We start from the raw sequence: 24740 nt of genomic DNA, 5'->3' as shown, positions 1-24740 counted from the left end.
CTCCTACGGAGTCGGTCGCAGCCTTCGGCAGCGGCTACAGGTGTGTCAGGTGTGGGTCAGGCTTCGGCAGACGGCGCGTCGACCTTGCGCGCAGCGGCTGCCGCCAGTTCAGCGGCGACGGCCGGCGCAGTCTTGCCATTGAGCAGGCGTGCCAGGACGTCCTGGACCACCGGGCTCTTGCCCACCACGCCTTCGATGGCCTTGCCCACCGACAGCGACTTGGCGAAGGAATTGAAGAAGTCGCCTTCGCCACCGACGATCTCGATCTTGGCCTTGCTGAGGGCGGCAGACAGTACTTCGGCCTGGTCCTTGGCGATGTCCTTGTTGGCGGCGATGGCGGCCATCGCTTCCTCAAAGTTCTTCTCCAGTTGCATGCGGAACTCTTCGTGCTGACGGGCGCTGTCGCTGAGGGAGTCCAGGGCACCGAATTTCTTGCCCAGGCCTTCGGCTTCGGCATTCAGGCGCTGCAGCAGCACGTCGGCTTCGGCCGAACCCAAGTCCTTGGTGGCTTTGGCCTTGGCCGCGCCGAGCTGTTCTTCACCTCGGGCCTGGGCACCGAGTTTCTCTTCCATGACCTTGGCTTCGGCCAGGCCATCTTTCTCTTTGGCGGCGGCCTGGGCTTCCATGATCCGCGCGTCGGCCAAGCCTTTTTCCTGCTCGCCACGGGCTTCGGCAATCAACTGCTCGGCGCGCACGCGAGCCTGGGCCAGGCCTTCTTTTTCCTGAGCCGCGGCAGTGATTTCCAGCACCCGGGCGTCGGCCAGGCCCGGCGCAGCGCGCTCGGCTTCCAGACCTTCGGCCAGACGCTTCTTGGCTTCGGCCTGCTTGGCCGCGGCTTCCAGTTCAGCCTGGGCCAGGTTGTTGATTTCCACAGCCTTGTGCTTGGAACGGGTTTCGTCGGCTTCGGCTTGTTTGACCTGGCGCACCAGATCCTGCTCGGCTTCGGCCTGGGCCTGAATGATAACGACTTGCTTGAGGCGCTCGGCTTCGGAAATCTCGCGCACTTCCTTGATCCGCTCTTCTTCCTGAGCCACGGTCTTTTCCACCACGACCCGCTCACGAATCACCGTGGCGATGTTCTTGCGCTGCTCTTCCAGAGCCTTTTCTTTCTCGATGCGCTGCAGTTCCACTTCACGCTCGCGGGCCACTACTTCCAGGTCCTTGGCGCGGGTGACTTTTTCCACCTCGATGACCACCGCACGCTGGCGGTTCTGTTGGGCCACTTCGACTTCGCGCTGATGGTTCTCGGTGCGCACGTCGATTTCCTGCTGGGATTGAATGCGCGCTTGCTCGGCCTTCAGGCGCTCCTCTTCCTTGACCTTGGCGGTCTCGGCTTCTTCACGGGCACGGATGGTTTCAATCTCGCGTTTCTGCCGGGCTTCGGCATCGGCCTGCTGGCGCTCAAGGGACAGCGAAGCTTCACGGGTTTCGACGTTCTTTTTCTGGATCGCCAGTTCCTGGTTACGTTCCAGCTCGTTGGTGATGACGTTCTGCGCCGCGGTCAGCTCGGTGATTTTGCGGATACCTTCGGCGTCGAGGATGTTGCTCGGGTCCAGGGAGTGCTTGGCCGTCTGTTCCAGGTAGTCGATGGCCACGTCTTCAAGCACATAACCGTTGAGGTCGTTGCCGATGATTTCGATGATGCGGTCACGGAATTCCTGGCGGTTCTCGAACAGCTGAACGAAGTCGAACTGCTTGCCCACGGTCTTCAGCGCTTCGGAGAACTTGGCGTTGAACAGCTCGTTGACCGCAGCGCGATCAGAGGCGCGATCAACGCCGATGGCCTTGGCCACCTTGAGCACGTCTTCCTGGGTTTCATTGACCCGCAGGTAGAAGGCCACGGTGATGTCGGCGCGCATGTTGTCGCGGCAGATCAGACCATCCTTGGCCCGACGGTCGACTTCCAGGGTGATCAGCGAGATGCGCATGAACTCCTTGAGGTGGATGACCGGGTACACCAAGGCGCCAGTGAAGTGCACCTTGGGGGTCGAGGACATGTCGTTGACGATCAACGCCGTACCCTGGGGGACCTTGATGTAGAAGGCCTTGAACAGGGCCAGCAGGCCAAAGACCACCAGAACGACGAGGCCGATCCCGAGCAGGATGGGCAGCAGCGACGGTAAATTCATGCAATCAATCTCCTTTGATTCTGAGGAAGTCCGGGTTCAGAGACCGCGAAACTCGTCCTCGGTAATGACCCGATAGGCGTGTTGCGCCTGCAGATATTCCAGTAACACGACACGATCGCCGCGTTTGAAAGCTCGTGCCTCATCGGCTCGCACACGCAGGATCAGGCCCGCGCCGCCGTTCTCGAGCACGGCTTCGCCATGCTCAAGGGTGACTCTGCCGCTACGCACCACTGCGGTCTGCCCCAGCACTGACTGGCTGGTGGTGGCCTCCATCTTGCGAAACAGCGGGCGCAGCGGGCGGCAGATCGCCGCACAGACAGGCGCCGCCAGGAACAGCGCCAGCACGGCCAACAACAGGCCCAGGGGATAACGCAGCCAACCCAGGGGCAGGTGGCTGAGGACGTAGAGTTCGACGAAATAGGTCAAAAACCAGCTGAAGAACATCAGTAGGGTCAGCACCAGGGTGACCGGCACCCCGTTGAGCTTGAACTTGATCAGCAGCCCGGCCAGGCCTTCAGTGGCGTGGGCGCCTTCGAGCAGCGAGTCGGCCTCGAAGTCCAGCAGGTCAACCTCGACCATGCCCATGGCCACCACGGCCCAATAGATCACAGCCAGGCAGAGCATGAAACTGAACAGCACGGTGGGAAACGACAACACTGTCTGCAGGAAGATTTCCATTGCTTTCCTATCCCTGAAAAAGCCAGGCGAAACCCAACGGCCCCGCCCCTAAAACACAGCGGTGAATCAGGACTTGCCACGGTCCTTGAGGCGCGCCAGCACACTGTCGGCGCTGGTGCTGCCGGCAACGATCCCGGCCTCGCGCAACTTGGCATCCAGCGCATCGTCCGGGCTGCTGGAACTGGCCAGTTGCGCTGCGGCCTCCATCTTCGCCGCGCGCTCGGCCTGCTTCTGCTTGATCCGCTCCAGGGACTCCACGGCCGTGTGCAGCTTGCTCTGCGAGCCACCATAGCGCTGGGCCACGGCCTGCTGAGCCTTCTGCACACTTTCGGTGGCCTTGACGGTATCCACCTGTTGTTTCAAATGCTTGATGTTGCCTTCGGCCTGGGTCACGGCCTTGCGCAACTGGGCCACGCTGGCGGCGAAACCGTCGGCCTGCTCGCGTTCCACGGCCAGGTCGTTTTCCAGGTTGGCGATTTTCTGCGCCACTTCCTGGGCGAGCTGTTCGTTACCCGACTCCAGCGCCTTGAGGGCGTAGCTTTCATATTCGGCGATCTTCGCCGCGCTGCCATTGGCGCGCTCGGCGGCGAGTTTCTGCCGGGCCATGATTTCGGCCAGGGCTTCCTTGGACTTGCGCAGTTCCTGATCGGCGTCGCGGATTTCCTGATCGAGAATCCTCAGGGCCTGGCTGTCCACCATGGCCTCGCCCGCCTCATTGGCGCCACCGCGCAGGGCGGTAAGCAACTTGCTCCATACGTTCATGTGCATTCCTCCAGGTCAGGCCTGAGCCTTCAGGTAGCCTTCGTAGGCCTCGGTAGCCCTGATCACATTGCTGGCCAGGGTTTCGATCTCGTAGAGCACGTTGGAGAGGATCGAGGTGGCGCTGAGCGCACCGAACATCATGTAGAAGCGCTCCCCCCCCTTACGGGCTTCAAGGCCGATGCTCGACAGCGGGAACAACTGGCGGCTGAGCAGCACTTCTTCGTTGAACGCCACCACGTCGGTCACTTCGCTTTGCGGCCAGAGCAGGGCTTCGACCAGGATCTGCTCGCCGGAGAGGGCGACGAACAACGGCAGATCACCGTATTCGCGCATGGTCACGTGCAGGCTCGGCTCGGCACCTTCGAGCAGCTCAATACTGGCCTCGCCGCTGCTGAACAACTCGGTGGCCTCCAGGGCTTTGCACAACGATCGGGCATTCCAGATCTGCGGCATGCTCATTTCTCCATCCTTTTCCACAGGAGCCAACCCCTCGAAGGGCTGACGCAGTTTGCGTTCAACCGCCAGCAACGCCTGGGCGTTCTCCGGCAGTATCCAGACTTCCTTTTTCACCAAACCCTGATCACGCAGGCGCTGGCGGAATAAACGTTGGTAATGGGCTGAGGATTTATTGTCCATGGCGCAGAGCCTAAAGCATCACATGTAAGACTTTCAATTCATCACATGTAATTTTTAAAAGGAGTGTTTGTAACAAAATTCGTCAAGCAATCAGCGACACTTGCCCGCGAAAGCAACCGCACAATCGGCGAAAAAGACAGTCAGCCCCTCCTCCGGAAAGCGACGCCGTCTATCGAGCGGCGCTATTAAACCCGCCATCAACGAGAATGAGAAGCGCGATGAGCCCAAGATTGGCAAGGAAATAATCGATAATAGGCGCCGCCGACCGCTGCCTTAATTGTGATCAATGCTCTAGGCTAGGCAGATTTTCCTGCCACGCGGATGCCCCATGAACAGCCTCAGCAAGCCTCTCGCCGGATTAAAGGTCATCGAACTCGGCACCCTGATCGCCGGCCCCTTCGCGTCACGCATCTGCGCCGAGTTCGGCGCCGAAGTGATCAAGGTCGAATCCCCGAATGGCGGCGATCCACTGCGCAAGTGGCGCAAACTGTATGAAGGCACTTCACTGTGGTGGTTCGTCCAGGCGCGCAACAAAAAATCCCTGACCCTGAACCTCAAGCACCCGGAAGGCCTCGCGGTACTCAAGCAACTGCTGGGCGAAGCGGACATCCTGATCGAGAACTTCCGCCCCGGCGTGCTGGAAAAACTCGGCCTGGGCTGGGACGTGCTGCACGCCCTCAATCCGAAACTGGTGATGGTGCGCCTGTCGGGCTTCGGCCAGACCGGGCCGATGAAGGACCAACCCGGCTTCGGCGCGGTGGGCGAATCCATGGGCGGGCTGCGCTACATCACTGGTTTCGAGGACCGCCCGCCGGTGCGCACCGGGATTTCCATCGGCGACTCCATCGCCGCCCTGTGGGGCGTAATTGGCGCCCTGATGGCCCTGCGTCATCGCGAGGTCAACGGCGGTCAGGGACAAGTGGTGGACGTGGCGCTGTACGAGGCGATCTTCGCCATGATGGAAAGCATGGTGCCGGAGTTCGACGTGTTCGGTTTTATTCGCGAGCGCAGCGGCAACATCATGCCCGGCATCACCCCCTCGTCGATCCACACCAGCCTGGACGGCAAACACGTGCAGATCGGCGCCAACGGGGATGCGATCTTCAAGCGTTTCATGCTGATCATCGGTCGCGAAGACCTGGCCACCGACCCCACGCTGGCCAGCAACGACGGACGTGACAGCCGCCGCGACGAACTCTACGGCGTGATCGACCGCTGGGTGGCTTCCCTGCCCCTGGATCAGGTACTGGAGCAACTGAATCAGGCCGAGGTCCCGGCCAGCCGGATCTTCAGCGCCGAGGACATGTTCCACGACCCGCAGTTCCTCGCCCGGGAAATGTTCCTCCAGGCCAAGCTGCCGGACGGCAAGGGCTTCAAGATGCCCGGCATCGTGCCGAAACTCTCTGAGACGCCCGGCTCCGCGGACTGGGTCGGACCAGAGCTTGGCGAGCACTCGGTCCAAGTCCTGACGGCGCTGGGCTACAGCAACGAGCAGATCCAAGACTTACGCACCATCGGGGCAATCTAAACTGAAACAGCGGTTTTCCACAGGCGCCTCGGCGCGCGTCCCGGGCTTTATGCGCAGCTACCGACAAGGCCTTGTCCGCCGCGCGCTGACGCTCATGCTTGTATTGTTCTGGCCGCTCTGTGCCTCCAGCGAACCGCAGGAAACCCTGATCTGGCTGATGCGAGACTTACCACCTTCGAGCATTTTCGAGGGCGAGCTGAAGGGGCGCGGCGTGATCGACCTGCTGATGCCGCAACTGATCGCCAGCCTGCCGGAATATCAGCAGCAGGTTGTGCGGGTCAATCGAGCCAGGGGCATGCAGATGCTGCGTGAATCGACCTTCGTCTGCGACCCGGCCATGATCAAGACCAAGGAGCGCGAACAGTGGATAACCTTCTCCATTACCAGCTTTCGGGTGCTGAGCAATGGCCTGGTGATCCGCCGCGCTGACCGTAAACAACTGGCCCGCTTCATCCAGAACGGCAAAGTCGACCTGCACGCCCTGCTCAACAGCGGCGAGGAAAAAGTGGGTGTAATCGCCGAGCGCAGCTATGGCCAGCACATCGACAGCCTGCTGCAACAAGCCCCCGTAGGCACCATCAACGCACACCATGGCAACGAAGCCTTGGGCAGCCTGTTACAAATGCAGCGCCTGGGTCGCTTGCGCTCGCTGCTGGGTTATTTGCCAGAAGTTCGTTATCTGGCCATACAGCAAGGCATCGACCCGCAGGACCTTGAGTTCTACCCGATCCAGGGCATCCCTAAATACCAAGAGGTTCACATCGGCTGCAGCAAGACCGCTCAAGGCCAGCAAGCCATCGCCCGACTCAACCAGACCTTGCTGACGCTGCGCGAAGATCGCCTGGTGGAGCTGTACGCCCAATGGCTGGAGCCCGGAATGCGCGACGAATACCGCGCCGAGGCCCGGGCTTATTTCCAGGGCCTGAAAGCGCACTGAAAAACACCAGGCAAAAAGAAACCCCGAGAAGTGGGGAAGCGACTCGGGGTTAAACGTGGCCTTTTTTCCAGGCCCGTACCAGCAGGCTACAAGCACCGGAGCACAATGCTTGACCCTGCTGGTAACAAGTCCGACTGACAGAATGACCGGAAGGTTCCGTAAGAAAGCGCATCAGTTGTGCTGATCGAACACCTTGCCAGCAGCGGCATGACGCAACGCAGCAATCACGCAAGGCTCCAGGCGCCCCTCGGCAATCAGCAGATCGCGGTGCAGACCATCGACGACATCAGTGAGCAAACGCTTGTCGGTGAGCTGTGCCTGATTGACCTCGCGTTCCACAACGATCGCGCCTGCAGCATTCTTCAAAGTGACCTGACATTCGCCGTGGGCACCCGACGGAGTCAGAGCTACCTGATACGGACTCAGCGACTCGCTCAACAAAAGACTGATACTTTCCATCTCGATCACCACTCAATAGTCCGAAAACAAATGCCCGAGGGCGCGTCCACAGTAAATGACCACCGGCCCGAGAAGAAAGTTCGCACCGTAAAAAAGCCTGTTACGCGGTATGTATTCGAGCATGCATGGACAAGATGACAAGGATAAAACGGCGACCACCTCTGATCGCCAGCCCCCCCTGTTGGACTTGCCTCTGCCTTGAGCACTTTTGCGCAGCGGCGCCCCCTGCTTGCGGGCAATAAAACAAAGCCCGTCAGGAGACGGGCTTCGTGGACGACAAGACCAAGGTATCAGAGCGGCTTGCCACGGTTGCCGTGCTGGCTGACGAAATCCTGCACGGCTTTGAGGTCGTTGGCCAGGACCGTGCAGCGCTCTTCGCGCTGGAACAGGTCGGACAAGTGCGCCGGCAGCTCCAGAGCCTTGCCGACACCGGCCTTCTCCACCGCGTCCGGGAACTTGACCGGGTGTGCAGTGCCCAGGATCACCATCGGTGTATCCAGGCTGCGACGGCACTCACGGGCAGCCTTGACCCCGATCGCGGTATGCGGGTCAAGTACCTCACCGGTCTGTGCGAAGACTTCGGCGATGGTTTCGCAGGTCTGCTCGTCGCTCACCGCCTGGGAGTCGAACAGCTTGCGCGCTTCGGTCCAGCGATCTTCTTCGACGCTGAAACCGCCGCTTTGCTTGAAGCTGTCCATCAATCCCGCCAGCGCCGCGCCATTGCGACCGTGCAGGTCGAACAGCAAGCGCTCGAAGTTCGACGAGACCATGATGTCCATGGACGGCGACAGGGTCGCGTGCAGGGTTTCCTTGACGTACTGATTGCCGCTCATGAAGCGGTGCAGGATGTCGTTGCGGTTGGTGGCGACGATCAGTTGGCTGATGGGCAGGCCCATGTTGCGCGCCAGGTAGCCGGCGAAGATGTCGCCGAAGTTGCCGGTGGGCACCGAGAACGCGATGGAGCGCGCCGGACCGCCCAGCTGCAGGGCCGCATGGAAGTAGTAGACGATCTGAGCCATGATCCGCGCCCAGTTGATCGAGTTCACCGCCACCAGGCGCGTGCCCTTGAGGAAGCCCTGGTCGGCGAAGCTGGCCTTGACCATTTCCTGGCAGTCGTCGAAGTTGCCCTCGATGGCGATGTTGTGGATGTTCTCGCCAAAGATGGTGGTCATCTGCCGACGCTGCACTTCCGAGACACGGTTGTGCGGATGCAGGATGAAGATGTCGACGTTGTCGCAACGCTTGCAGCCTTCGATGGCCGCCGAACCGGTGTCACCGGAGGTGGCGCCGATGATCACCACGCGCTCGCCACGCTTCTCCAGCACGTAGTCCAGCAGGCGACCCAGCAGTTGCAGGGCGAAGTCCTTGAACGCCAGGGTCGGGCCGTGGAACAGCTCCAGCACCCACTCATTGCCGTTCAGCTGACGCAGCGGGGCAATGGCGTTGTGAGAGAAGGCCGCGTAGGTTTCTTCCAGGATTTTCTTGAAGTCGGCATCCGGAATGCTGCCGGTGACGAACGGGCGCATGACCCGGAACGCCAGCTCGTGATACGGCAGGCCGGCCCAGGAAGCGATTTCTTCCTGGGTAAAGCGCGGCAGGTTCTCTGGCACATAGAGACCGCCATCACTGGCCAGACCGGCCAGCAGCACCTCTTCGAAATTCAGGGCCGGTGCCTGGCCACGAGTACTGATATAGCGCATAAGGGCAAACCTTCGGTTTGAGCTGCAAGTTGCAAGCTACAAGCGACAAGTCAGAGCAGTTGCGCTTCTGGCTTGCCGCTTGGCACTTGAAGCTTGCCGCTGCTTCAATTGAGATGTTCGACACGGATACGGACCACTGGGCCGACGACGCCCTGCAGGGCCTCCAGGGCGGTGATCGCATCGTTGATGTGCTGCTCCAGAACGCGATGGGTCAGCAGGATCATCGGCACCAGGCCGTCCTGCTCTTCCACTTCCTTCTGCATGATCGATTCGATGTTGATGCCGCGCTCCGAGAGGATGCTCGCTACCTGGGCCAGTACGCCCGGGTGATCCTTGGCCTGGATGCGCAGGTAGTAGGCGCTTTCGCAGGACTCGATCGGCAGGATCGGGTGATCAGACAGGGAGTCCGGCTGGAAGGCCAGGTGCGGCACGCGGTTTTCCGGGTCGCTGGTCATGGCGCGAACCACGTCCACCAAGTCGGCCACCACCGAGGAAGCGGTCGGCTCCATGCCGGCGCCGGCACCGTAGAACAGGGTCGAACCGGCGGCGTCGCCATTGACCATGACCGCGTTCATCACGCCATTGACGTTGGCGATCAAGCGATCGGCCGGGATCAGGGTTGGATGAACCCGCAGCTCGATACCGGCCTCGGTGCACCGCGCCACACCCAAGTGCTTGATGCGGTAGCCCAGGGCTTCGGCGTAGTTCACGTCGGCAGTGGTCAGCTTGGTGATGCCTTCGGTGTAGGCCTTGTCGAACTGCAGCGGGATACCAAAGGCAATGGAGGCCAGGATGGTCAGCTTGTGCGCGGCGTCGATGCCTTCGACGTCGAAGGTCGGGTCGGCTTCGGCGTAACCCAGGGCCTGGGCTTCGGCCAGCACGTCTTCGAAGGTACGACCCTTCTCGCGCATTTCCGAGAGGATGAAGTTGCCGGTGCCGTTGATGATCCCTGCCAGCCAGTTGATGCGGTTGGCCGACAGCCCTTCGCGGATCGCCTTGATCACCGGAATGCCACCGGCCACGGCGGCTTCGAAAGCCACGATCACGCCCTTTTCCTGGGCCTTGGCGAAGATCTCGTTACCGTGCACGGCGATCAGCGCCTTGTTCGCGGTGACCACGTGCTTGCCGTGCTCGATGGCCTTGAGCACCAGCTCGCGGGCCACGGTGTAACCGCCCACCAGTTCGATGACGATATCGATCTCAGGATTGGTGGCCACGGCGAAAACATCGTTGGTCATCGCAATACCGGTCGTCTGGTACTGAGGCTTGGGCGTACGGGTAGCAATTTGCGCTACTTCGATTCCACGCCCGGCACGGCGGGCAATCTCCTCGGCGTTGCGCTGAAGTACGTTTAAGGTACCGCCACCGACAGTACCCAGCCCACAGATGCCTACTTTGACCGGATTCACTCTGAACTCCCCATAAAACGGCCGACTCAAGGCCGGCCGTGGAAAACAGCCGCAAACAGCGCGGCTCTCTATTAATGGCCCGCCGGTCGTAACCTGCGGGCCATGATCGTCAAAGGCTAGCGTGACGATGCAGGATTATTTCGCACCCAGCGCCAGTTTGGCGATCTGCGGTGCCGGCTGGTAGCCCGGAATCACCTGGCCGTCAGCCAGGACGATGGCTGGCGTGCCGTTGACACCGATCGACTGGCCCAAAGCGAACTGCTTGGACACAGGGTTGGCGCACTTGGCGGCCTTGACTTCCTTACCCTCGACCATCTTGTCCATGGCGGCTTTCTTGTCCGCCGAGCACCAGACCGCTTGCAATTGCTCATCGCCTGGCGAGCCCAGGCCCTGACGCGGGAACGCCACATAACGCACTTCCACGCCCTGCTTGTTCAGCGCCGGTATTTCCGCGTGCAACTTGTGGCAGTAGGGGCAGGTGGTGTCGGTGAACACAGTGATGTGGGTCTTGGTCTCGCCGATGGCCGGATAGACCACAGTTTCTGCGACCGGGATGCCGTTGATCAACTTGGAAATGCCCAGGCGTTCGGTTTTTTCCGTGAGATTCACCGGCTTGCCGTCCTTGAGCTGGAACAGATAGCCCTGAACCACGAACTGGCCGTCGGCGCTGGCGTACAACACGCGGCTGCCCTTGAGCTTGACTTCGTACAGGCCGCTCATGGGGCTGGCGGTAATGCTCTCCACCGGGGTTTCGAGCTGCAGGGTCTCGAGACTCTTACGGATGGCTTTTTCGGCACTGTCATCGGCCATGGCGAAAGTGCTGAGCAACGCCAGGGAGGCGGCGGCAATAATCTGGGTCAAACGCATGGGAACTCCTGAAGGCGGGCAAATGGGCAAACGCCAACGCCGGTCGGGACCAAACGCAGACAAACACCCTTTTTGCAAACCGGCAAAGCCTATCACATCTGCTTGCCGGCACCGACTACGGACGACGCAAAGCGCCGCACGGACGCCCAATCAGCCCCTTGGATGATGTTTGGCGTGCAGATCCTGCAGCCGCGCGCGGGCCACATGGGTGTAGATCTGGGTGGTGGACAGGTCGCTGTGCCCTAGCAGCATCTGTACCACCCGCAAATCGGCACCATGGTTGAGCAGGTGCGTTGCAAACGCGTGGCGCAGGGTATGGGGCGACAGCGCCTTGCCGATTCCGGCGACCTTGGCCTGATGCTTGATCCGGTGCCAGAACGTCTGCCGGGTCATCTGCTCGCCACGCTGACTGGGAAACAGCACATCGCTGGGTCGCCCCCCCAGCAACTCGGCACGGCCATCACGCATGTAGCGCTCGACCCAGACAATCGCCTCCTCGCCCATGGGCACCAAGCGCTCCTTGCTGCCCTTGCCCATGACCCGCAACACCCCCTGGCGCAGGTTGACCTGTTCCAGGGTCAGGCTGATCAGCTCGGTGACCCGCAGTCCGCAGGCGTAGAGCACTTCCAGCATCGCCCGATCCCGCTGGCCGATGGCCTCGCTCAGATCCGGGGCCGCTAGCAGCGCCTCAACATCCGCTTCCGACAACGACTTGGGCAGCGGACGCCCCAGTTGTGGCATGTCGATCCGCAGGGTCGGATCGACCTCAATGAGTTTTTCTCGCAGCAAATAGCGATAGAACCCACGCACGCCGGACAGGAATCGCGCGGTCGAACGAGGCTTGTAGGCCTGCTCCACGCGCCAGGCCAAGTGATCGAGGATCAACTCGCGACCGGCCCGCGGCAACTCCAACCCTTGCTCCTGCAACCATCCATTGAATAACGCCAAGTCACTGCGATAGGCATCGCGGGTGTTGTCGGACAGGCCTTTCTCCAGCCACAGGGCGTCGAGAAAGCGGTCGATCAAAGGATGGTCGATGGCAGGCATAAAGACTCGAAAGGCGCGACCCAGGGCAACGCGAAAAAAGTAGTGAACTGATTAGAGGGTCGCTAGTCTTTCATAGCCAGCCATTTCAAGGAACAGGGTGCGTTGATGAGTGAACAACAGATTTTGCTGGCTTTCGGCGGCATCGGCGTCGCGGCACTGGGCTGCCAATGGCTGGCCTGGAGACTCAAGCTACCCGCCATTCTGTTCCTGCTGCTCAGCGGCATTCTCGCAGGCCCGGTGCTGGGCTGGCTCGACCCGCAAGAGATGTTCGGACCGCTGCTGATGCCGCTGGTATCCCTGGCAGTAGCGCTGATTCTGTTCGAAGGCAGTTTGACCCTGCACCTTTCGCAATGGCGGGAGATCGGCAGCGTGGTGCACCGCCTGGTGACCATCGGCGCCTTGTCGACCTGGGCCGTCATTACCCTGGCCACCCACTGGTTATTGGGTTTCGACTGGATGCTGGCCCTGCTGTTCGGCACCCTGACCCTGGTCACCGGGCCGACGGTGATCGTGCCCATGCTGCGCGTGGTGCGACCCAAGGCGTCGATTGCCAACATCCTGCGCTGGGAAGGCATTGTCATCGACCCCATCGGCGCTCTGCTGGCGGTAGTGGTCTACAGCTTCATCATCGCCAGCTCTGCCGGCGAGGGCCTGAGCCACAGCCTGCTGACCTTTGGCGGCGTGATTCTCTGCGGCAGCCTATTCGGTATCGCCGGCGGCTGGGTTCTAGGCAGCATCATGCGTCGCCAGTGGCTGCCGGAATACCTGCACAACCTGGCCACCCTGGCCGCGGTGCTGGGGATTTTCATTGTCTCCAACCAAGTGATGCACGAATCCGGCCTGCTGGCGGTGACCCTGATGGGCATGTGGATGGCCAACATGAAAGGCGTGGATGTGCGACACATCCTGCACTTCAAGGAAAACCTCAGCGTACTGCTGATTTCCGGGCTGTTCATCCTGCTGGCAGCACGCCTGGACCTCAATGCACTGATCGCCCTGGGCCCACTGGTGCTGATTCTGCTGCTGGTGATCCAGTTCATCGCCCGCCCGCTAAACGTGCTGCTGTCCACCGCCGGCTCCAGCCTGAACTGGCGTGAGCGCGCCCTGCTGTCCTGGATTGCCCCAAGAGGAATTGTCGCAGCGGCGGTGTCGGCGATCTTCGCCATTCGCCTGGATGAAGCAGGCCATCAGGGCGCGCTGCTCCTGGTGCCGCTGACCTTCGCGGTGATCATTGGCACCGTGGTCTTGCAAAGCGCCACCGCCCGGCCCTTGGCACGCCTGCTGAAAGTCGCGGAGCCCGCCCCCAGCGGCTTCCTCATCGTCGGCGCCAACAGCCCGGCCCGCGTCATTGGCAAGGCCTTGCAACAACTGGGCAGCCGGGTGCTGTTGACCGACTCCAGCTGGGAGAACATCCGCGCTGCTCGCATGGAAGGCCTGCCCACCTATTTCGGCAATCCCGCCTCACAACACGCCGACGCCCATCTGGATCTGGTGGGCCTGGGCCACTTGCTGGCCCTGTCACCCTCCGGCGAGCTGAACACACTGGCAGCGATGCGCTTTCGCCATGATTTCGGCCACCAACGCCTGTTCGCCCTGGCCAACAGCCAGGAAAGCCGGCGCACCGACAAACACCGCACCAGCCACGAACACCGTGGCCAGCTACTGGGCAGCGAGGCCCTGACCTACACCAAGCTGGCCAGCCTGCTGGGCCAGGGCGCGGAGCTGTACAGCACGCACCTGACCGAGGCCTTCGGCTGGGATGACTACCAGGCCCTGCACGGCGAACGCGCAACCTTGCTGTTCGCCCGTGACAGCAACGGCTGGGTGCACGTAGTCACCCCAGAGAGCGACCTCAAACCGGCACCGGGCTGGACCCTGCTGGCCCTGATCCAGCCCGAGTCCCCATAACCTGTCCCCGTAGATCCCGTTGATGCTTGATGAGTGAGTGCTGGAAGGCTGGAGCACAATCTATTGCAGGCTAGAAGCCCGAGGAACTGGGCGGCGTCCGGACACGTCCCTGGATGATCAGTCGAGAACGTTCGCGCCTTACGCAGCGATAGCCGAGATACAAGGAGCTGGCTGCCAGCGAAGAGCCCCGAGGCCCATTCTCCAGCCAGCAGCCTGCTACGCCACCAATTCCGGCAGCACCGGCACCGGGCGCTTTTCGTCATTGATGGCAACAAAGCTGAACAAGCCATGGATGGCTTTCTCCCGCCCATCACAGCTCATGCTTTCGACAAACACCTCGACTTCGACCTTGAGGCTGGTGTTGCCCACCTTCACCACTCGCCCGACCAGTTCGACAATCGAACCCGCGGCAATCGGATGCTTGAAATCAATGCGGTCGGTGGACACCGTCACCAGCGGCAAGCGACAGAAACGCGTGGCCGCGATGAACGAAACCTCATCCATCCAGGCCAGGGCCGTGCCGCCGAACAGGGTGTTGTGATGGTTGGTGGTGGACGGGAATACCGCCTTGGTCACGCGGGTCACCGAGAGTTCGGTACGACGCTGGATTTCTTGCTCACGAAGGGTCATCGGATTACGGCCTGAATGAATAGATCCGCGCAGGGACACGCTGCGGGCATGGAAGGCCGATGAGCGCTGTCGGGCAGCGACCAAAGGCTTGAGGGAAACAATCGGAGGGCCGCCTGCCTGTGGATAACAACAGGCCAGGAGCGCCGGGAGGGTGTCACGCGCCCTGGGCGTCCATGCAGGCTGCACGGTCTGGGCGATCACACATTATTGGGCCGGCGAGTATATCGCCGCCTGGCAGGGGCTGAAAGAACCCCGCATGGCCCAAGTGCCACGATCGGCAATAGACAATGCGATCATTCGCCCACTGAAAAGGAGACCCGCCACCATGGATGCCCCGCTCGCGCCTTCGCTCATCGCGCAGTTGCAACAACGCCTGAACGCCGACCGCGTGGATCACCCTCACTTTATCGGCCCGCCGCTCGACATCAGCCCACTGACACCCGCTCAACTGGGCAGCCTGTGGCCAGCCATCCGCCGGGCTCTGCGCGACCACGCCAACCCGGCGGTGCAGCAGCTGGCGACCGCGATCGTGCAGCAGGCCACGCAATTGGAGCTGAGCCCGGCCCTCGATCACACCAACCTGCTGGAGACGCTGCGCAGTGGCGTCAACTGGCAGGAGGCGGTGGAGCAACTGACCTGGTTCAGCGGGACACCGAGCGCGGCCCTGGCCGGGGAGCTGCGCAGGCTCCTCGCTGAACCCTCCAGACAGTGGGCGGTGAACTACCCCCAGGCCTACATGCTGACGCAATGGGTGGATGAAGAGGCCCGGACAGCGCTGCGGCGCTGCGTAGAACAACACTATGCGAATGCGCCCTATGCCCGGCAGGAGTTCGAGCTGTTCGGGCAACTGGAGCCGCGCTCACAGCAGGCCCTGGCCGGTAGCGAGTACTGGACCGGCCATCATCACCTGAGCGCCGACCCGGCCAGGGTGTTGATGGATGACGCGGCGTACGTCGAATTCTCACAGCAGGTTCTCAGCACAGCGGCCCAGCGCCTGGACGCTATCCACAGCGGTGCCGAGCCCTATGTGGCCGATGGCGCCTTTACCACCGATGACACCCCGGTGATCGCCCGCGCCGCCCGGGTCGCCCTGCTGCGCGATGCCTCCTGGCTGCCGCCGTTGATGGACATTTTGCTGCCCAAGGCCTGCGTCGCCCCGACCCAGGCCAAGACCGCCCCGTCGCAGTCCCTGGCCATTGCCCTGGGTCACTGCATCGAGCAGGTGCCCACCCCGGAAAGCGTGCAGGCACTGCGCAATGCCCTGAGCCTGGTGCGGCATGCCAGCATCCAGAAAAAATTCACGCGCAACCTCAAGCCCGCCGAACGCGGCTTGGCCCAACGCCCCGAGATCGCCCTGCGCCTGCCCCCCAACAGCACGCCGGGCAAGGCTCAGCACAGGCTTCTGGCCAGTTGCCTGGAATCCGGACTGTGGCACGCCTTTGAACTGTCTTTGCGCGACTGGCGAGCGCAACTGGCGGACACCGCCGTGGGCTCGCCCTTTGCCCGCTCATTGGTTTGGGTTACCCATGGCGAGAATGGCCAACGCTGCAGCTTCCTGCTGGAAGCGGATGCGCAAGCGCTAGACCCCTGGGGCCAGCCGCTGAGCCTGGAGGCCGGGTGCAGGGTCTCGCTGTGGCACCCGCTGTCGGCCAGCGCCGAAGAGCGTCACGCCTGGCAAACCCTGATCAGCCAACGTCGGATCAAACAGCCGCTGCGCCAGGTATTTCGCGAGTACTACCTACCACCCCCGCAAGAGCGGGAAAGCCACAACTGCCAGGCATTCGCCGGCTACAGCCTGTCCATCCGCCCACTGATCGGCCTGGCACGCCGCGAAGGCTGGAAGATCGACAGGGACAGCGGCCTGAGCCGGCATCTGGGTGATATCCGGGTGAGCTTTGCGGTGGACGCGGCGCTCTATCCAGGGCGGCAGGGGCACTGCCTGTCGGGTAGCACAAGCTTTGCCCGGCGCACCGACAAACACTGGCAGCCGATACCGCTGCAAGATGTGCCGCCACAGGTGTTTTCAGAAGCCTGCCGGGCCATCGACCTGCTGGTCAGCGTCAGCAGCTTCGCCATCGAGGAATTGGCCCGGACCGCGACGGGCCAGCCACTGCCGCAAATGCCGGCAGCCAGGCGCGAGCAACGCCTGAATCTGTTGGCCGGGCAGAATCTCACCCAGATGACGCTGACGCGCCGCCACGTGCTGGGCATGGCGTTCGCCACGCTGATCGAGGAGGGGAAGTTGTCGCTGGAGGGGCACCATGTCCGGGTCGGCGAGCATGCGGTGCATCTGGTCACCGGGCGCGTGACGCGCAATGGGGCACCGGTGGAAGTGGCCCTGGCAGGGCAAAGTGGCAAATTGGCCGCCCTGCCCTGGCTGCCTTACGACGAGGTTCTGCTGGAACGGATCGCCAATACGGTCTGCGCCCTGCTCAACCGCCCGGGGACTAAATGACAGGCAACAAAAAAGCAGCCCGTAGGCTGCTTTTTTCTGCATCGGAAGCTGGACTTAAGCCAGTTTTTCCTTGATGCGAGCTGCTTTACCCGACAGGTCGCGCAGGTAGTACAGCTTGGCTTTACGCACGTCACCGCGACGCTTGACAGCCATGCTGTCGATCTGCGGGGAGTAGGTTTGGAAAGTACGCTCTACGCCAACACCGTTGGAGATTTTACGTACGGTGAACGCGCTGTTCACACCGCGGTTGCGCTTGGCGATCACTACGCCTTCGAACGCCTGCAGACGCGAACGATCGCCTTCCTTCACTTTCACCTGAACGACAATGGTGTCGCCCGGGGCAAAGGCTGGGATCTCTTTGGTCATCTGCTCTGCTTCGAGTGCAAGGATGATTTTGTTGGTCATGCTGTGCTCCTAAGGTAAATCGTCGGATCTACCATCGATACGTTGTTAACTATCGTCCCGCTCGCGGAGGTATTCCTCGAGCAGCTTCTTCTCTTCTCCAGAAAGCGAGCGGCTTTCCAGAAGATCGGCGCGTCGTTCATAGGTCCGACCAAGGGACTGCTGTAAACGCCAACGCCGGATGTGTGCGTGATTGCCACTTAGCAACACGTCGGGAACACGCTGATCCGCATACACCTCAGGTCGGGTGTAGTGCGGGCAATCCAGCAGACCGTCCGTGAAGGAATCTTCCTCCGCGGAATCCACATGCCCTAAAGCTCCGGGCAGCAGTCGCGTAACCGCATCAATCAGGACCATCGCCGGTAGCTCGCCACCGGAGAGTACATAGTCGCCAATCGACCACTCTTCATCGACATGAGCGTCAATAAACCGCTCGTCAATGCCTTCATAACGACCAGCAATCAGGATCAATGCATCCTCATTCGCCAACTCGCGCACCGCCGACTGATTCAGTTGGCGGCCTTGGGGCGACAGGTAGATCACCTTCGCACCCTCCCCGGCTGCGTTTCTGGCCTGAACCAGCGCATCCTCCAGGGGCTTGATCTTCATCACCATGCCCGGACCACCGCCAAACGGGCGATCGTCCACAGTGTGATGTCGATCCGTGGTGTAGTCTCGCGGGTTCCAACAGGTGAGCTGCAACAGCCCCTGTTTCACCGCGCGGCTGGTTATGCCGTACTCGCTGATGGCGGAGAACATCTCGGGAAACAAACTGATCACTTCTACGCGCAAATTAGCCACGCTTAGAAATCCGCGTCCCATTCCACCTTCATCTGGCCTGCGACCAAGTCGACGGCCAACACGCATTGCTCGGTATAGGGCAACAGGCGTTCGCGATCATCCAGGCTGCCAGCGCAAGGCTTGACCACCATTACATCGTTCGAGCCGGTCTCCAGCAGGTGATCGATCTGCCCGAGCAATTGCCCGAGGGTGTCGATGACCTTGAGACCTTGCAGCTGGTACCAGTAGTACTCGCCGTCGGTCAGTTCAGGGAACAGGTTGCGCGGCACGCAGATCTCGTAACCGGCCAGAAGACGAGCTTCTTCGCGGTCATCAAGACCCTTGAGCTTTGCGACCAGGAACTTGTCGTTCCCGCGTCCGCTGACCAGCTCAACCTGCTTCACGCTACCTTCGCGCTTGAGCGTCCAGGTTTTGTAGTCCAACAGGTTTTTAATCGGATCAGTAAAGGAAAAGACCTTCACTTCGCCGCGAACGCCATGAACAGAGTAGATTTTGCCGATAACGATCAAATCATCAGCAGGAGCTGGCGTCGCGTTCATAGGCTTCAGGCTGCAGCCTTAGCCGATTCCTTCAGCAACTGAGCAACACGCTCAGAAGGCTGCGCACCCACGCTCAGCCAGTAGGCTACGCGCTCTTGGTTCACGGACAGACGGACTTCTTGACCACGAGCGATCGGGTTGAAGAAGCCAATTTGTTCTTTGTGCGAACCGTCGCGTGGGTTACGGCTGTCGGTCACGGTCAAGTGGTAAAACGGGCGCTTTTTGGAGCCGCCAAGGGCAAGACGGATTGTTAGCATGTGAACATCGTTCCTGTAGTCGGTGCTGCAAATCTAAATGCACAGCGGGCATGGGTGCCCGAAAGGCCGCATATTCTAAGGAATATCCGGACTTTTGCAAATGACTTTTTCCGGCGCCTATCGGCTGCCACTCAGATTTGCCATGGAGCCGCCGCAAGCGGCAGCGAGTGAGCGCACCCCAAGCGGGGGCTTGCTCCAGATTCCACGTCCCCGTGGAAAAGCGCCGACATGACTGCCGACGCGGATTCTTTACATTTTCGGCATGCCGCCGCCGGGCAGCATTCCGCCCATGCCGCGCATCATCTTGGCCATCCCGCCCTTGGCGGAGAACTTTTTCATCATCTTCTGCATCTGCTTGTGCTGCTTGATCAAGCGACCGATGTCCTGCACCTGAGTGCCGGAACCCATGGCGATCCGGCGCTTGCGCGAACCGCTGATCAGCTCAGGGTCGCGGCGCTCGGCCGGGGTCATGGAATTGATGATGGCTTCCATCTGCTTGAACTGCTTTTCCGCTGCGCTCTGCGCGTTACCCATCTGCGACAGGTTGACCCCGCCCATGTTCGGCAGCTTGTCCATCAGACCGCCCAGACCGCCCATGTTTTTCATTTGCTGCAACTGATCACGGAAGTCTTCGAGGTCGAAACCCTTGCCCTTCTTCAGCTTCTTGGCCAGTTTGTCGGCCTTGTCCTTGTCGAGGGTCTGCTCGGCCTGCTCGATCAGGCTGAGCACGTCGCCCATGCCGAGAATCCGCGAAGCGATCCGCTCAGGGTGGAACGGCTCCAGTGCTTCGCTCTTCTCGCCCATGCCGATGAACTTGATCGGTTTGCCGGTGATCGCCCGCACCGACAGTGCTGCACCGCCACGGGCATCGCCGTCGACCTTGGTCAGGATCACCCCGGTCAGCGGCAGCGCGTCGCCAAAGGCCTTGGCCGTGTTAGCGGCGTCCTGGCCGGTCATGGCGTCGACCACGAACAGGGTTTCCACCGGATTGATGGCCGCGTGCAGCGCCTGGATCTCATCCATCATTTCGCTGTCGACGTGCAGACGACCGGCGGTATCGACGATCACCACATCGATGAACTTGAGCTTGGCTTCTTTAATGGCCGCTTCGGCGATGGCCACCGGCTTCTGGCTCAGGTCCGACGGGAAGAAGGTCACCCCGATGTCGCCGGCCAGGGTTTCCAGCTGTTTGATTGCCGCCGGACGGTAAACGTCGGCAGACACCACCATCACGCTCTTTTTCTTACGCTCTTTAAGGAAGCGTGCGAGCTTGCCGGCCGTGGTGGTCTTACCCGCGCCCTGCAGACCGGCCATCAGCACCACCGCTGGTGGCACCGCGCTCAGATTCAGGTCTTCGTTGGCCGCGCCCATCAGGCTTTCCAGCTCGGCCTGAACGATCTTCACAAACGCCTGGCCCGGGGTCAGGCTACGGGACACCTCGGTGCCGACCGCACGTTCCTTCACCGAGTTGACGAAGTCCTTGACCACCGGCAATGCGACGTCAGCCTCAAGCAGCGCCATGCGCACTTCGCGCAGGGTGTCTTTGATGTTGTCCTCGGTCAGTTTGGCCTTGCCAGTGACATGGCGCAGCGTCTGCGAGAGACGGTCGGTTAGGTTTTCAAACATGCTCGATCCTTTCAGGCCCAAGGAAGACCGGGGTAATGGCGGCCCAGAGCGGAATAAACACGTGCTCGATGAGCCTGCGGCGTGGGCAGGGCGCGGATTATAGCGAAGACTGGGCGTGGCGGACACCTCGCCGTCTGCTTGCGTGGTCTTTCAGGGCTGTGGGTTCTATGCCAAACTCAGCGACTTTCGGGCCTGCCTAACAGGATTTATGCTCCCCTTGCCACCCAGTTTGCTACCCACCCTCGCCGCCGCCGTCCTTTATGCCGCTGCGACCTTCTACCAAGGTTCCCGCCTGGCCACAGGCGCCAAGGCAAACAGACGCCTATTGGTTACGCTCGGCATCCTGGCCCTGCTGGCCCACGGCGTCAGTCTGCTGGCCCACCTGCTGACCCCGATTGGCCTGGGCCTGGACTTTTTCAGTGCCGCCAGTCTGATTGCGGCCGCGGTCATCGCCCTGAGCCTGCTGGCTTGCTGGCGAATCCCCGTGGAAAACCTGCTGGTGCTGCTGTTTCCGCTCGGCGCACTAACCGCCCTGCTGGCGCAGTTCGTCCCCACCGGCACGGTGCCGGTGATTGATGAGGAACCCGGGATTCTCGCCCACATCCTGCTGTCGATCCTGGCCTACGGCATGTTCACCATCGCGGTGTTCCAAGCCTTGCTACTGCTAGTGCAGGACCATCAACTGAAAAACAAGCACCCTTCCGGACTGATCAAGAACTTCCCTCCACTGCAGACCATGGAAAGCCTGCTGTTCGGGTTTCTCTGGGCCGGCTGGACCCTGCTCTCGCTGTCGCTGATCTCCGGCTGGTTGTTCGTCGAGAACCTGTTTGCCCAGCACCTGGTGCACAAAACCCTGCTGGCCTGCCTGGCCTGGGTCGTGTTCAGTGTGCTGCTGTGGGGCCGCAATCGTCTCGGCTGGCGCGGGCACAAGGCGATTCGCTGGACCCTCGCGGGTTTCTGCCTGCTGATGCTGGCCTACTTCGGCAGCAAGCTGGTTCGTGAATACATCCTGCATATCTGACGACCGGCCATGACCGACTCACTGCCCACCGGGCCCATGCTCGCGGTAATTACCCTGCTCATCGTCTGGTCGGGGCTGTTCACCGCCATCGATGCCGCCCAACAACAGCTGCTGGGCCTGCGCAACGGCTCGCGCGCAGGCGACAAGCAGACTGCGCAACTGGCCTTCCCCAAGGAGAGCCTGATCCTGTGCAACACCCTGTGCCGAGTTCTGGCGGTGATCATCAGCACCTTGCTGGGATTGTTCTATTGGGCAGAAAACGGCCCCTGGCTGGCCTGCCTGATCAGTGCCTGCGCCTTGCTGATCCTGGCCGAATACCTGCCCCGGACCCTGGCCGTGCGCTACCCGCAAAGCACCCTGAGTTTCGGCAACAGCCTGCTCGCCATCCCCATGAAGATCGTCTATCCAGCGGCCTGGCTGCTCAATGCCATCGGCCAGTTACTGCTGCAGCCTTTCGCCGCCAAGGTCAACGCGGTCAAGCACAGTGATGACGATCCGACGCAGCGCGATGATGCACCGCCCCCTCAAGAGCACCCAGCCCTGGCCGGGATCCACGCGCTGGACAACATTACCGTCAACGACATCCTGGTACCGCGCAGCGAAGTCGACGGCATCAACCTGGACGAGCCGATCGAAGACATCGTCACCCAACTGCGCCTGAACAAGCGTACGCGCCTGCCGGTCTTCCACAGCGACATCAATCAGGTTGAAGCGGTACTCAATACTCGACAGATCAACCACTTGCTGCCAGACGCCAGTCTGACCAAGGAAAGCTTGCTGGCGGCCTGCCACGAGCCTTACTTCGTTCCGGAAAGCACCCCGCTGCAGCTGCAGTTGCTGAATTTCCACAAGCAGCAACGACGCTTGGGCATGGTGGTGGACGAGTACGGCGAGGTGCTGGGCATCGTCACCCTGGAAGACATTCTCGAAGAGATCGTCGGCGAGTTCGAGAGCGAGCACAGCCTGGACAATCCGCACATCCATCCGCAGGCCGATGGCCGCTATGTGGTGGAAGGCGCGGCATCGATTCGCGAACTGAACAAAAGCCTCGGCTGGCACCTGCCCAGCGACGGCCCCAAAACCCTCAATGGCCTGGTCACCGAAGCCCTGGAAACCATCCCGGACAGCGCCGTGTGCCTGAAGATCGGCCGCTACCGCCTGGAAATCCTCGAAACCGAGGAGAACCGCGTGAGCCGCGTACTGATCTGGCACACCAGCAGCGTCCCTGCGCTTCTCTAACGCTCCCCTTGCATGAGGCGCCAGGCATGCAAAGCCCCCCCCCCGCAAAGCAGCGCCTCTTCGATTCGATAGCTACCTGCAAGACAGTACCCAATCCGGCATCCCTCTAAACGCTTGTTGGATCGTTAGGAGCCTTTCTATAATCAGGCCGCTTACCCAAGCCCCGCAGCCCCGCGTGCTACCCGCACACAGCGCAATCCTGCCGGCATCAACCGCTTGAAGTTCGACGCCACTCCCACCCGGAGCGGCGCCCGCGCCAAACCCACATCCCTGGGTGCTCACCTCTAATCATTCGCTCCACCGGAGCACCGACTGTCAGGGATAACCGCATGACAACCCACACGGCCTGCAGCGCCGCCGCGAGCGCTGAACCCAGCAACTCCACAACCCGCGTGGCCACTGCCAGCTTCATCGGCACCGCCATCGAGTTCTATGACTTCTATGTTTACGCCACCGCCGCCGCACTGGTGATCGGACCGGTGTTCTTCCCACAGACCTCCGGCACCGCCCAGATGCTTTCGGCATTCCTGACCTTCGGTATTGCATTTCTGGCCCGCCCCTTGGGCTCGGCGCTGTTCGGCCACTTCGGCGACCGCATCGGGCGCAAGTCGACCCTGGTGGCGTCCTTGCTGCTGATGGGGGTATGTACCACGCTGATCGGCGTGCTGCCTGGCTACGACAGCATCGGCGCCTGGGCACCGATCCTGCTGTGTGTACTGCGCTTCGGTCAGGGCCTGGGGCTGGGTGGCGAATGGGGCGGAGCGGCGTTGCTGGCCACGGAAAACGCCCCGGAAGGCAAGCGCGCTTGGTTCGGCATGTTCCCGCAACTGGGGCCCTCCATCGGCTTTCTTGCCGCCAACGGTTTGTTCCTCGGCCTGGCCATGGGCTTGGACGACGAGCAGTTCCGCGCCTGGGGCTGGCGCATTCCGTTCCTGCTCAGCGCAGCCCTGGTGATGGTGGGCCTGTATGTACGCTTGAAGCTGCATGAAACCCCGGTGTTCGCCAACGCCGTGGCACGCCAGGAGCGGGTGAAAATGCCGCTGGTCGAGCTGTTCAGCCAATACTGGCTGCCGGTACTGCTGGGCGCCGCAGCGATGGTGGTGTGCTACGCACTGTTTTACATCTCCACGGTGTTTTCCCTGAGCTACGGCGTCGCTACCCTGGGCTACAGCCGGGAAACCTTCCTCGGCCTGCTGTGCTTCGCGGTGCTGTTCATGGCCGCGGCCACGCCACTGTCGGCCTGGGCCAGCGACCGCTTTGGGCGCAAGCCGGTGCTGATTGTCGGCGGCGTGCTGGCAATTTTGTCTGGCTTTGCCATGGAACCGTTATTGACCCAGGGCTCAACCGCCGGCGTGGCGCTGTTCCTGTGCATCGAGCTGTTTCTGATGGGAGTGACCTTCGCCCCGATGGGGGCGCTGCTGCCGGAACTGTTTCCAACTCATGTGCGTTATACCGGCGCTTCGGCGGCGTATAACCTGGGCGGCATTGTCGGCGCCTCAGCAGCCCCCTTCTTCGCCCAAAAACTGGTGGCGATGGGCGGCTTGAGCTGGGTGGGGGCTTACGTGTCGGGGGCGGCGATCCTGAGCTTGATCGCGGTGTTGTGCTTGAAGGAAACCCGCGGCAACGACCTGAACCGGGTGCCCTGAACAACCGCTACGCGAGCAGACGAAGCACCGCCAGGCTCGCTCCTGCATGGTTGGTATGGAACCG

22 protein-coding genes are annotated in these 24740 nt (G+C 61.5%); 7 read left to right on the top strand and 15 right to left on the bottom strand.

Annotation, left to right across the window (positions count from 1 at the left end; all coding sequences use genetic code 11):
• Positions 1 to 56: 56 nt before the first annotated feature.
• The 4 genes from PLD_RS20785 to PLD_RS20770 form a co-directional block, all read right to left on the bottom strand.
• Positions 57 to 2129 (bottom strand): flotillin family protein, encoded by a 2073-nt coding sequence (locus tag PLD_RS20785; RefSeq protein WP_159896013.1) that lies wholly within the window; start codon positions 2127 to 2129, stop codon positions 57 to 59.
• A gap of 36 nt (positions 2130 to 2165) precedes the next feature.
• Positions 2166 to 2807, bottom strand: a complete 642-nt coding sequence (locus tag PLD_RS20780; protein ID WP_159896011.1) for a hypothetical protein — start codon at positions 2805 to 2807, stop codon at positions 2166 to 2168.
• A gap of 66 nt (positions 2808 to 2873) precedes the next feature.
• Positions 2874 to 3569, bottom strand: coding sequence for a PspA/IM30 family protein (locus PLD_RS20775; protein ID WP_159896009.1), 696 nt, complete (start codon positions 3567 to 3569; stop codon positions 2874 to 2876).
• A gap of 15 nt (positions 3570 to 3584) precedes the next feature.
• Entirely contained in the window at positions 3585 to 4205 is a 621-nt protein-coding gene (locus PLD_RS20770) for a YjfI family protein (RefSeq protein ID WP_159896007.1), read from the bottom strand.
• Positions 4206 to 4533: 328 nt separating this feature from the next.
• On the opposite strand from PLD_RS20770, the gene PLD_RS20765 reads away from it, so the two are divergent.
• Complete coding sequence (locus PLD_RS20765) at positions 4534 to 5733, top strand: CaiB/BaiF CoA-transferase family protein (protein ID WP_159896005.1); 1200 nt, start codon at positions 4534 to 4536, stop codon at positions 5731 to 5733.
• Between the two features lie 94 nt (positions 5734 to 5827).
• Complete coding sequence (locus PLD_RS20760; protein ID WP_256674703.1) at positions 5828 to 6670, top strand: TIGR02285 family protein; 843 nt, start codon at positions 5828 to 5830, stop codon at positions 6668 to 6670.
• Between the two features lie 171 nt (positions 6671 to 6841).
• Here the strand turns inward: PLD_RS20760 and PLD_RS20755 are convergent, their stop codons facing one another.
• From PLD_RS20755 to xerD, 5 genes are all read right to left on the bottom strand, one after another.
• A complete protein-coding gene (locus PLD_RS20755) occupies positions 6842 to 7129 on the bottom strand; it encodes a DUF3509 domain-containing protein (protein ID WP_159896001.1) in 288 nt (95 codons plus the stop codon).
• Between the two features lie 290 nt (positions 7130 to 7419).
• Positions 7420 to 8829 carry a threonine synthase gene (thrC, locus tag PLD_RS20750; protein WP_159895999.1) on the bottom strand — a complete coding sequence of 470 codons (1410 nt, stop codon included), beginning with the start codon at positions 8827 to 8829 and terminating at the stop codon, positions 7420 to 7422.
• 104 nt (positions 8830 to 8933) lie between these two features.
• Positions 8934 to 10238, bottom strand: a complete 1305-nt coding sequence (locus tag PLD_RS20745) for a homoserine dehydrogenase (protein ID WP_159895997.1) — start codon at positions 10236 to 10238, stop codon at positions 8934 to 8936.
• A gap of 135 nt (positions 10239 to 10373) precedes the next feature.
• Entirely contained in the window at positions 10374 to 11105 is a 732-nt protein-coding gene (locus tag PLD_RS20740; RefSeq protein WP_159895995.1) for a thioredoxin fold domain-containing protein, read from the bottom strand.
• A gap of 150 nt (positions 11106 to 11255) precedes the next feature.
• Entirely contained in the window at positions 11256 to 12152 is an 897-nt protein-coding gene (gene xerD / locus PLD_RS20735; RefSeq protein WP_159895993.1) for a site-specific tyrosine recombinase XerD, read from the bottom strand.
• Between the two features lie 105 nt (positions 12153 to 12257).
• Here xerD and PLD_RS20730 point away from each other — a divergent pair, with 105 nt between their 5' ends.
• Positions 12258 to 14060, top strand: a complete 1803-nt coding sequence (locus PLD_RS20730; RefSeq protein ID WP_159895991.1) for a sodium:proton antiporter — start codon at positions 12258 to 12260, stop codon at positions 14058 to 14060.
• 216 nt (positions 14061 to 14276) lie between these two features.
• On the opposite strand, the gene PLD_RS20725 is transcribed toward PLD_RS20730, so the two are convergent.
• On the bottom strand, positions 14277 to 14690 hold the full coding sequence (locus PLD_RS20725) for an acyl-CoA thioesterase (protein WP_159895989.1): 414 nt from the start codon (positions 14688 to 14690) through the stop codon (positions 14277 to 14279).
• A gap of 325 nt (positions 14691 to 15015) precedes the next feature.
• Here PLD_RS20725 and PLD_RS20720 point away from each other — a divergent pair, with 325 nt between their 5' ends.
• On the top strand, positions 15016 to 17145 hold the full coding sequence (locus PLD_RS20720; RefSeq protein WP_159895987.1) for a DUF4132 domain-containing protein: 2130 nt from the start codon (positions 15016 to 15018) through the stop codon (positions 17143 to 17145).
• Positions 17146 to 17199: 54 nt separating this feature from the next.
• On the opposite strand, the gene rplS is transcribed toward PLD_RS20720, so the two are convergent.
• From rplS to ffh, 5 genes are all read right to left on the bottom strand, one after another.
• The gene (gene rplS, locus PLD_RS20715) at positions 17200 to 17550 is read right to left on the bottom strand and encodes a 50S ribosomal protein L19 (protein ID WP_009047143.1); all 351 of its coding nucleotides are present in this window, start codon (positions 17548 to 17550) and stop codon (positions 17200 to 17202) included.
• 45 nt (positions 17551 to 17595) lie between these two features.
• Positions 17596 to 18369, bottom strand: a complete 774-nt coding sequence (gene trmD, locus PLD_RS20710) for a tRNA (guanosine(37)-N1)-methyltransferase TrmD (protein ID WP_178116196.1) — start codon at positions 18367 to 18369, stop codon at positions 17596 to 17598.
• A complete protein-coding gene (rimM, locus tag PLD_RS20705; protein ID WP_159895985.1) occupies positions 18351 to 18887 on the bottom strand; it encodes a ribosome maturation factor RimM in 537 nt (178 codons plus the stop codon). The genes trmD and rimM overlap by 19 nt, the downstream gene beginning before the upstream one ends.
• 5 nt (positions 18888 to 18892) lie before the next feature.
• Positions 18893 to 19144: a 30S ribosomal protein S16 gene (gene rpsP / locus PLD_RS20700; RefSeq protein WP_058436577.1), complete on the bottom strand. Its 252-nt coding sequence runs from the start codon at positions 19142 to 19144 to the stop codon at positions 18893 to 18895.
• Between the two features lie 249 nt (positions 19145 to 19393).
• On the bottom strand, positions 19394 to 20770 hold the full coding sequence (gene ffh, locus PLD_RS20695) for a signal recognition particle protein (protein WP_159895983.1): 1377 nt from the start codon (positions 20768 to 20770) through the stop codon (positions 19394 to 19396).
• Positions 20771 to 20978: 208 nt separating this feature from the next.
• Between ffh and PLD_RS20690 the strand changes: the two genes are divergently transcribed.
• The 3 genes from PLD_RS20690 to PLD_RS20680 all read left to right on the top strand — a co-directional run bounded on the left by PLD_RS20690 (position 20979) and on the right by PLD_RS20680 (position 24676).
• Complete coding sequence (locus PLD_RS20690; RefSeq protein ID WP_159895981.1) at positions 20979 to 21791, top strand: inner membrane protein YpjD; 813 nt, start codon at positions 20979 to 20981, stop codon at positions 21789 to 21791.
• 9 nt (positions 21792 to 21800) lie between these two features.
• Positions 21801 to 23030, top strand: coding sequence for a transporter associated domain-containing protein (locus tag PLD_RS20685; protein ID WP_159895979.1), 1230 nt, complete (start codon positions 21801 to 21803; stop codon positions 23028 to 23030).
• Between the two features lie 329 nt (positions 23031 to 23359).
• Entirely contained in the window at positions 23360 to 24676 is a 1317-nt protein-coding gene (locus tag PLD_RS20680; protein ID WP_159895977.1) for an MFS transporter, read from the top strand.
• Positions 24677 to 24740: the final 64 nt, after the last annotated feature.

This window comes from Pseudomonas sp. LD120 (assembly GCF_009861525.1).
Classification (GTDB): Bacteria; Pseudomonadota; Gammaproteobacteria; order Pseudomonadales; family Pseudomonadaceae; genus Aquipseudomonas.
This window is presented reverse-complemented; position numbering and strand designations above follow the sequence as displayed.

Excerpts from the sequence above, each read along its gene's own strand:
- rpsP (WP_058436577.1), bottom strand. The coding sequence starts at position 19,144 with ATGCTAACAATCCGTCTTGCCCTTGGCGGCTCCAAAAAGCGCCCGTTT.
- trmD (WP_178116196.1), bottom strand. The coding sequence starts at position 18,369 with ATGGGACGCGGATTTCTAAGCGTGGCTAATTTGCGCGTAGAAGTGATC.
- PLD_RS20730 (WP_159895991.1), top strand. The coding sequence starts at position 12,258 with ATGAGTGAACAACAGATTTTGCTGGCTTTCGGCGGCATCGGCGTCGCG.
- rimM (WP_159895985.1), bottom strand. The coding sequence starts at position 18,887 with ATGAACGCGACGCCAGCTCCTGCTGATGATTTGATCGTTATCGGCAAA.
- PLD_RS20765 (WP_159896005.1), top strand. The coding sequence starts at position 4,534 with ATGAACAGCCTCAGCAAGCCTCTCGCCGGATTAAAGGTCATCGAACTC.
- xerD (WP_159895993.1), bottom strand. The coding sequence starts at position 12,152 with ATGCCTGCCATCGACCATCCTTTGATCGACCGCTTTCTCGACGCCCTG.
- PLD_RS20680 (WP_159895977.1), top strand. The coding sequence starts at position 23,360 with ATGACAACCCACACGGCCTGCAGCGCCGCCGCGAGCGCTGAACCCAGC.
- rplS (WP_009047143.1), bottom strand. The coding sequence starts at position 17,550 with ATGACCAACAAAATCATCCTTGCACTCGAAGCAGAGCAGATGACCAAA.
- PLD_RS20785 (WP_159896013.1), bottom strand. The coding sequence starts at position 2,129 with ATGAATTTACCGTCGCTGCTGCCCATCCTGCTCGGGATCGGCCTCGTC.
- PLD_RS20720 (WP_159895987.1), top strand. The coding sequence starts at position 15,016 with ATGGATGCCCCGCTCGCGCCTTCGCTCATCGCGCAGTTGCAACAACGC.
- PLD_RS20775 (WP_159896009.1), bottom strand. The coding sequence starts at position 3,569 with ATGAACGTATGGAGCAAGTTGCTTACCGCCCTGCGCGGTGGCGCCAAT.
- PLD_RS20780 (WP_159896011.1), bottom strand. The coding sequence starts at position 2,807 with ATGGAAATCTTCCTGCAGACAGTGTTGTCGTTTCCCACCGTGCTGTTC.
- PLD_RS20755 (WP_159896001.1), bottom strand. The coding sequence starts at position 7,129 with ATGGAAAGTATCAGTCTTTTGTTGAGCGAGTCGCTGAGTCCGTATCAG.
- PLD_RS20725 (WP_159895989.1), bottom strand. The coding sequence starts at position 14,690 with ATGACCCTTCGTGAGCAAGAAATCCAGCGTCGTACCGAACTCTCGGTG.
- ffh (WP_159895983.1), bottom strand. The coding sequence starts at position 20,770 with ATGTTTGAAAACCTAACCGACCGTCTCTCGCAGACGCTGCGCCATGTC.
- PLD_RS20760 (WP_256674703.1), top strand. The coding sequence starts at position 5,828 with ATGCTTGTATTGTTCTGGCCGCTCTGTGCCTCCAGCGAACCGCAGGAA.
- PLD_RS20770 (WP_159896007.1), bottom strand. The coding sequence starts at position 4,205 with ATGGACAATAAATCCTCAGCCCATTACCAACGTTTATTCCGCCAGCGC.
- PLD_RS20685 (WP_159895979.1), top strand. The coding sequence starts at position 21,801 with ATGACCGACTCACTGCCCACCGGGCCCATGCTCGCGGTAATTACCCTG.
- thrC (WP_159895999.1), bottom strand. The coding sequence starts at position 8,829 with ATGCGCTATATCAGTACTCGTGGCCAGGCACCGGCCCTGAATTTCGAA.
- PLD_RS20740 (WP_159895995.1), bottom strand. The coding sequence starts at position 11,105 with ATGCGTTTGACCCAGATTATTGCCGCCGCCTCCCTGGCGTTGCTCAGC.
- PLD_RS20690 (WP_159895981.1), top strand. The coding sequence starts at position 20,979 with ATGCTCCCCTTGCCACCCAGTTTGCTACCCACCCTCGCCGCCGCCGTC.